This window comes from Bartonella sp. AA23NXGY (assembly GCF_042197165.1).
Classification (GTDB): Bacteria; Pseudomonadota; Alphaproteobacteria; order Rhizobiales; family Rhizobiaceae; genus Bartonella.
The window spans coordinates 1-6227 of sequence record NZ_JBHIRO010000036.1 but is presented as its reverse complement, the minus strand read 5'-3'; the positions used below and the strand labels follow the sequence as shown (position 1 = coordinate 6227).

The 6227-nt window shown below is 38.7% G+C and carries 9 protein-coding genes and 2 pseudogenes; 5 read left to right on the top strand and 6 right to left on the bottom strand.

The window, feature by feature from the left end; all coding sequences use genetic code 11:
- The 6 genes and pseudogenes from ACFINY_RS09210 to ACFINY_RS09185 all read right to left on the bottom strand — a co-directional run.
- Positions 1–191 (bottom strand): annotated as a pseudogene (locus tag ACFINY_RS09210) (hypothetical protein); the annotation flags it as partial.
- Between the two features lie 5 nt (positions 192–196).
- Positions 197–658, bottom strand: a complete 462-nt coding sequence (locus tag ACFINY_RS09205; RefSeq protein WP_375683116.1) for a hypothetical protein — start codon at positions 656–658, stop codon at positions 197–199.
- Positions 659–666: 8 nt separating this feature from the next.
- Positions 667–1218, bottom strand: coding sequence for a hypothetical protein (locus tag ACFINY_RS09200; RefSeq protein ID WP_375612599.1), 552 nt, complete (start codon positions 1216–1218; stop codon positions 667–669).
- A 12-nt stretch (positions 1219–1230) separates the two neighbouring features.
- Entirely contained in the window at positions 1231–1968 is a 738-nt protein-coding gene (locus ACFINY_RS09195) for an antA/AntB antirepressor family protein (protein ID WP_375638622.1), read from the bottom strand.
- 48 nt (positions 1969–2016) lie between these two features.
- Positions 2017–2436, bottom strand: a complete 420-nt coding sequence (locus ACFINY_RS09190) for a hypothetical protein (protein WP_375613784.1) — start codon at positions 2434–2436, stop codon at positions 2017–2019.
- 227 nt (positions 2437–2663) lie between these two features.
- On the bottom strand, positions 2664–2972 hold the full coding sequence (locus ACFINY_RS09185; RefSeq protein WP_375668670.1) for a hypothetical protein: 309 nt from the start codon (positions 2970–2972) through the stop codon (positions 2664–2666).
- A gap of 129 nt (positions 2973–3101) precedes the next feature.
- On the opposite strand from ACFINY_RS09185, the gene ACFINY_RS09180 reads away from it, so the two are divergent.
- The 5 genes and pseudogenes from ACFINY_RS09180 to ACFINY_RS09160 all read left to right on the top strand — a co-directional run.
- Positions 3102–3419 (top strand): hypothetical protein, encoded by a 318-nt coding sequence (locus ACFINY_RS09180; protein ID WP_375668672.1) that lies wholly within the window; start codon positions 3102–3104, stop codon positions 3417–3419.
- 574 nt (positions 3420–3993) lie between these two features.
- On the top strand, positions 3994–4320 hold the full coding sequence (locus ACFINY_RS09175; RefSeq protein WP_375610982.1) for a dATP/dGTP diphosphohydrolase domain-containing protein: 327 nt from the start codon (positions 3994–3996) through the stop codon (positions 4318–4320).
- Positions 4321–4331: 11 nt separating this feature from the next.
- Positions 4332–5156 (top strand): hypothetical protein, encoded by an 825-nt coding sequence (locus ACFINY_RS09170; RefSeq protein WP_375701033.1) that lies wholly within the window; start codon positions 4332–4334, stop codon positions 5154–5156.
- Positions 5157–5175: 19 nt separating this feature from the next.
- The gene (locus ACFINY_RS09165) at positions 5176–6003 is read left to right on the top strand and encodes a hypothetical protein (RefSeq protein ID WP_375682222.1); all 828 of its coding nucleotides are present in this window, start codon (positions 5176–5178) and stop codon (positions 6001–6003) included.
- 15 nt (positions 6004–6018) lie between these two features.
- Positions 6019–6227, top strand: a pseudogene (locus tag ACFINY_RS09160) (hypothetical protein); the annotation flags it as partial.

The following is a 6227-nucleotide window of genomic DNA, read 5'->3' as shown; positions in this document are numbered from 1 at the left end:
CAACAATACGCCTTGGCATCATTATAAATCCAGCAATCGTCTTTTTGACTTAAATTGTCTTCATACTCTACAAAGCCGCCAAGGTCGCCTGCTTTAACATCACCAAAATCTTTTAATGCACGTATGCGGTAAAGCGTAATGTATCCATCAAACTCAATTGTTTCATCAGTAAGTTCGTATTTCTTTTTCATGGTTACTATTTCTCACGTTCTACGATTAGGGTGGAGCCACTAATTTTACAATTTCCAGCAATGTCTACACGACAGCGAATATATGCTTGATTGTAAATTTTAGCATTTCCGTAAACGTGTACACTTTCCCCTATAACAGAATTCCCATAAATCCGCGCATAGTCAAAAACCTTGGCATTATCTCGAACAGAAGCACCACCAACTTCGGCATAATCATAAACTTGTGCATTGTCATAAACGCGTGCATTCCCATAAACCCGCGCATCATCATAAACTTTGGCATCACCGTAAACTTGTGCATTGCCAAAAATCCAACAGTCTCTCTTATGGCTTAAGTTGCTCTCTTTTTCTATAAAACCGCCGAGGTCACCTTTTTTGACATATCCAAAGCCTCTTAATGCTCTAATTCGGTGAAGAGTTCTTCCATCAAACACAATTTTTTCATCAGTAAATTCGTATTTTTTCATCTGGTTTGTTACCTAGTTGAGATTCTTTTATCGCCATCAATCCAGTCGTCCCAACATACACATGCTTCACCGTAAATTTTTGCATGACCGTAAACATGCGCATCACCGGAAACTTCTGCATTGCCGTAAACACGCGCCCTATCATAAATGTATGCCTTTTCGTAAACTTGTGCATTGCCATAAACTTCTGCATTATCAAAAACGTGCGGTTCACCGCAAATATATGCATCACCGTAAACTTCTGCATCACCGTAAATGCATGGTTCATCGCAAACTTCTGCTTTGCCATAAATACGAGAATTGTTGTAAACATGTGCATAACCGTAAACTTGTGCATTTTCGTAAACCTTAGCATCACCAAAAACCTTGGCATAACCATAGACTTTTGCATAATCCCCAATCCAGCAATTACCATGATGCGATAGGTTGTCTTCTTTTTGTATATAGCCACCTAAATCACCTTTCTCGACGTTTCCAAAGTCTCGTAATGCGCGAATGCGGTGGAGAGTTTTGCCCCCAACTTCGATTGTTTCATCAGTAAGTTCATATTTCTTTTCCATAATGATAGCCTCTTAATGCATGCTTTGTCTTTTAAGCTCTTGAGACAGCACCCCCATGCCTTTTGTTGTGATTTTTGCTGAAGGAATGACTTTTTCAGTTCCATTTTCGGTTTGAATAGTGAGGGTTGAGCAATCCATTAGTCCTTTTTGGATTTTATCCTGATAAGGCAATAAGCGATCCCCGAAAGTGCGTCGATACACCCATCCTTTTTTCTGTAGGAAGAGAATGAATTGTTTTGGTTGCATTTCGAGCACTTTAGCGGCTTCAGTAAGACTGAAGAGCCCATCAGAGCGTTGCAAGCTTTCCAGAGCCATTGCTTTTGGTTTTAAATCTTCAATGATGATGTCTTTACGCTCATTTTCATTTTTTAGATGAGTTAATACACCTAACATTACTTGTGGACTTGAGTAATCGATTTGTGGTGTAACAACTTGCTTTGCACGCCGCTCGCATTCGATAAAGTATTCTCTTGCTTGCTTTCCTTTTTTATTACGCTCGACCATGGCAAGCTCTTTCGCCATGTCTAAGGTAAGATAGTATTCTACTGCTATGGCATTGTTCGCTTCCATTTTTTTGTGGAAGCGAATAAAGTCCCTTCCATCAAGGAAAGCATAGGTCATAATACGTTTTTTTATCCAAGTAGAAAAATCTTGTTTACTCTCCAAAAAGACATGTAATTCACGTGCATTTACTGTCTGAACGCTTTCTTCGTTAATGGTGTTATTTGTAATAGCGATAGGATTATTCATAATTTTACTCCATCCGATAATTTAATAAGAGGAAAGAGGGGGGCGCTTTTAAAAACGCCCTCTGTAGTATGTATAATGTGGGTAGTTTGGAATGACATCCGAAAGAGTTAAACGGTGCTGCTGTTCATAAGTACCGTATGTTTCATCTTCATATCGCTGCTGTTCGATTTCTTCTAAAAAAAAACCGTATGCTGTGCTGTGTAGAATAAAATCGTGAGGTATTTTGCCATCAAAACACTTTTGTTCACGTAGTTTGAGATAAAACTCAGCAATATCTTCAGAGATATCTTCGCAACGATTAGTCGTTGGTTCTACGCGCAAAATTTGGACAGCATTATCGGTTTGGTCGATAAAATTGATAATGTCCTTTTCTTCTAATAAAGGACCAGATTTAGCGAGATTTTGTTCTTCATTTTCGCACATCACTAAGAGAATTTCATCAGAATTTATAAACACTGGTTTATTCACAAATGCCTCCATACTGCCTATTGGCAAAAGTTATTTTCTAAGATATGGAGTGAATATATTTTCGTTTTACGGTAATGTCAACATAAAAATACCGTATAACGAAAATTATTTTATGAGTATTCATCTAAAGATTAGTGTGTTTTTATAGATATTTGGAGATTTTATGAAAGGTTATAAGACTGCCAAAAGAAAATTTTTACAATTGTCAAATGAAGAAAAAACAGCAGTTATCGCTTTTTTGATTCGATTAAAGTATGAAGAAACGCTAAAACTGCCCTCCGTTCTTCTTCATTGCAAGACGAATATAGATCATAAAAATCTTGATCTATCTTGCTTAAAGCCGGATACGGAGGATACTCCTTAAAGAAACTGTGTAGCTTCACTAGCTCTTCTGCGGTGATATCACGGTAGGCTTTAGAGTCAGAGTCATCAATCGATAATAAGCGCGTAATAGATGATGGACTCAATCCTAAATGTTGCCCTAAAGCCTTACGGCTTCCATGCCCCATTTCATTTAATTTTTCATTAATCCACATTTTTATTAGCTTTTGAAAATCCATTTTATTTTTCTCTCTTAAAATTATTAAATAATCAATATTGCGTATTACGAAAATTTTGCTTATATTTGCGTAATACGTAAATATATGACAGAAATTTTGGATTACATGATTACTCCAGCAGTTATGATTATAAAATATTTAGGTGGTGCAAAACGTGTGTCGTTGATTTCTCAATGCCATGTGTCTGCTGTTTATAAATGGACTTACCCCTTTGAAAAGCGAGAGGGTAAAGGCGGCATCATTCCAGCTAAATACCAAATTATGCTTTTAAATTATGCACGTGATCATGGGATAGATTTGCGTCCAGAAGATTTTTTTTATCCCGAGCGCTTGCAGAGATTAATGCAAGAGCAACACCCCCCAATGACTACATTTGCAAAAAGTTCCGGCGTTGATAGCGCGCGTGAGACTTTGCAGCCTTAAGGAGGTGATGATGGCTGTAGAAAAGAAATACGAACTTACTGATGAAACAATTGAGTTTGCTGGAAAAACTCTTCACCGCATTCGTGCATTGAGAAGCTTTGGAAAAGTTAAAGCAGGTGATGTTGGTGGTTTTGTAGAGAGTGAAGGCAACCTCTCTCATGAGGGCGATTGTTGGGTTGGGAATAGGGCATGGGTTTATGGTGATGCACGTGTTTTTGGCAATGCCAAGGTTCTTGGTTTTTCTCATGTTTATGACAATGCCCGTGTTTATGAGAATGCCAATGTTCTTTTAGCAGCTGCGATTTATGGCAACGCCAAGGTTTGTGGTAATGCGCATGTATTTGGCAATGCCAAGGTTTGTGATGAAGCTGCGGTTTTTGGTAATGCTTACGTTTACGATAATATCCATGTTTATGGCAGCGCCAAGGTTTATGGCAACGCCAAGGTTTGTGGTTATGCCAAGGTTTGTGATGCTGCTAAGGTGTTCGGTCATGCCGTGGTTTATGGTAAGGCCAAGATTTATGGAAATGCATATGTTTGCGGCACTGAAGAATATGGTGGCGACAGAGTTTATATGTGTTCACATAATGCAAATGAAGCGCATAAGAATGATGATGGTAAGCCTCGTGTAGAGCTTATACCGCCGTTGGCACTGCTTGAAATTGGTAAAGTTTTAGAGTTTGGGGCAAAGAAGTACGGAGCAAACAATTGGCGTAATGGCATGCACTGGAGCAGGTTACACGGTGCTGCTTTACGTCATTTATTAGCATGGTTTGGTGGAGAGCATAAGGATGCTGAGAGTGATTTATCACACTTGGCACATGCGGCTTGTTGCATTCTTTTTTTAATGGAATGCGAAGCACAACAGATTGGTCATGATGACCGCCCTCATAAAAATTAAAGGAGATAAAGATGAGTTCGAATGAGATTTTATGGATAGCAGTGGTTTCAGTTTTGCTCTTAAGCGGAGTGATGTTTCGTATTGCATTGCATTATCGCGACCAAGTTAAGGCGCTTAAAGAGCAGGTTCAAGATATTAAGAAAAAAATGAAAGAGAATGAGTTTAGGTATTTAAAGGAAAGCAAGCAGACAATTGATGAATGTGATGCGGATCTTGAAGAACGTGACAAGGAAATTAAACAACTGAAGCAAGAGATTGAAGAACGTGACGAGGAAATTAAACAACTGAAGCAAGAGATTGAAGAACGTGACGAGGAAATTAAACAACTGAAGCAAGAGATTGAAGAACGTGACGAGGAAATTAAACAACTGAAACAAAAGACTGAAGAGCATGAAAAGGCGTTCAGAAATGTAAGTGAAGTTGTAATGACACTCGAAGCAGATGTTCAATCACGTGACAAGGAAATTAAAGAACTTAAACAAAAGATAGAAGAATGTGACGACGAGGAAATTGAAGAACGTGACAAGGAAATTAAAGAACTTAAACAAAAGACTGAAGAACTAAAACAAAGTATAGATGCGTATCGAGAAGAGTTTACACGGAAAAGTGAAAAGATACGGACACTAAAAGCAGATGTGCAATTACGCGACGAGGAAATTAAAGAATTGAAGCAAGAGATTGAAGAACGCGACGACGAGGAAATTAAACAACTGAAGCAAGAGATTAAAGAACGTGACGAGAAAATTCAAAGACTAACACAAGAGCTTAAACAGCGTGATGAAGCAGTAAAAGCGCCGCCTCATAAGAATAAGAAGAGTAAGAAGAAGGGTAAGTGAGGAGAGAGGGGTGGAAGATATGATACTTAAAAAGAAGTATGAATTTACTGATGAAATAATCAAATTTTGTGGCAAAACTCTTCACCGTATTCGTGCATTAAAAGACTTTGGAGATGTCGAGCAATGGGATCTAGGTGGTTTTATAGAGCATGAGGGCAACTTATCTCATGAGGGTAATTGTTGGATTTACGATGAGGCACATGTTTATAGCAATGCACGAGTTTACGGCAATGCCAAGGTTTATGGTAAGGCATGTGTTAATGAAAATGCATGTGTTGGTAACAATGCTCAGGTTTACGATAATGCACACGTTTACGGTGATGCAGAAATTTATGATCATGCGCATGTTTACGGCAGAGCTAAGGTTTATGGAAATGCTCATGTTTTTGATCAGGCGCATGTATATGGTACAGCAGCAATTCATGAATTTGCCAATGCATTTGGTAATGCACGTATTTCTCAAGATATTATTGGTAGTATTGCGTCGGTTGATGGTAGCGAAAAAAAATACGAACTTACTGATGAAACAATTGAAGTTGATGATCATACTCTTTACCGCATACGTGCATTGAGAGACTTTGGTGATGTCAAAAAAGGTGATTTAGGGGGCTGGGTAGAAAGTGAAGATAACCTAAGTCATGAAGGCAATTGTTGGATCAGTGGTGGAGGGGCGGTTTTTGGTGGTACAAGAATAAGGGGTGGTGAACATATAAACTCTCAGTTCGTTTCTAATAAGACTTATGAATTGTCTATGTTAACACCACAACGATATATGGCATCTCTACCTTGGTACCGTAGAACATTGGAGAGACTCCGTTATTATTGGGAGTACAGAATATGGCTTTAGAGCTTCATAAACGTGATGAATAATACAATTCTTTGTTTTGATCTAGGTACCAAAACAGGGTGGGCGATACGTGGTGCAAGTGGTGACATGTTCAGTGGTGCCGTGAATTTTCAATCGCGCCGTTTTGAAGGCGGTGGAATGCGTTACTTGCGTTTTAAACAATGGCTATCAGAAATAAAGCAGACAGCAGGTCAAATTGACGTGGTGTATTTTGAAGAGGTGAG

Coding starts and splice junctions, on each gene's coding strand:
- ACFINY_RS09175 (WP_375610982.1), top strand. CDS start 3,994: ATGTGTTCACATAATGCAAATGAAGCGCATAAGAATGATGATGGTAAG.
- ACFINY_RS09195 (WP_375638622.1), bottom strand. CDS start 1,968: ATGAATAATCCTATCGCTATTACAAATAACACCATTAACGAAGAAAGC.
- ACFINY_RS09180 (WP_375668672.1), top strand. CDS start 3,102: ATGATTACTCCAGCAGTTATGATTATAAAATATTTAGGTGGTGCAAAA.
- ACFINY_RS09205 (WP_375683116.1), bottom strand. CDS start 658: ATGAAAAAATACGAATTTACTGATGAAAAAATTGTGTTTGATGGAAGA.
- ACFINY_RS09170 (WP_375701033.1), top strand. CDS start 4,332: ATGAGTTCGAATGAGATTTTATGGATAGCAGTGGTTTCAGTTTTGCTC.
- ACFINY_RS09200 (WP_375612599.1), bottom strand. CDS start 1,218: ATGGAAAAGAAATATGAACTTACTGATGAAACAATCGAAGTTGGGGGC.
- ACFINY_RS09165 (WP_375682222.1), top strand. CDS start 5,176: ATGATACTTAAAAAGAAGTATGAATTTACTGATGAAATAATCAAATTT.
- ACFINY_RS09185 (WP_375668670.1), bottom strand. CDS start 2,972: ATGTGGATTAATGAAAAATTAAATGAAATGGGGCATGGAAGCCGTAAG.